The following is a 436-nucleotide window of genomic DNA, read 5'->3' as shown; positions in this document are numbered from 1 at the left end:
CCGGCGACGAGCAGCGCCGCGAACGGCAGCAGGGCGATGACGTACGCGAACGGCATGTACCCGCCGCGGCACATCATCACCACCTGGATCAGCAGCGCGATACCGATCGGCCGCAGCCGGGCCACGGCGAGCCCCGCGGGCACCAGCAGTACACCCGGAACCAACAGCCACGGGTCCAGGTCCGTCCAGGACTTGGCCAGGCTGAACGTGCCCGACGACGGGTCCAGGAGGCTGCCGCTGCCCGACCGGCCGAACAGCTGCCACCACAGCGCCCAGGTGAGGCTGACGTGCCCCTCGCCGGGCAGCAGCTCGTTCTTCAGCAGTGCGAACACCGGGTACGACGCGACGAGCACGCCGAAGGAGACGAAGAAGACGCCGAGGTTCCACACCCGGGTTCGCCGGTCGGTGTGCTGGACCAGCAGCCAGACCAGGGCCG

General features: G+C 70.2%; 1 pseudogene. It reads right to left on the bottom strand.

From position 1 onward, the window contains the following. Nucleotides 1–436, bottom strand: a pseudogene (locus IEZ31_RS53855) (ArnT family glycosyltransferase); the annotation flags it as partial.

The organism is Dactylosporangium sucinum, assembly GCF_014647515.1.
GTDB lineage: Bacteria > Actinomycetota > Actinomycetes > Mycobacteriales > Micromonosporaceae > Dactylosporangium > Dactylosporangium sucinum.
This window is presented reverse-complemented; position numbering and strand designations above follow the sequence as displayed.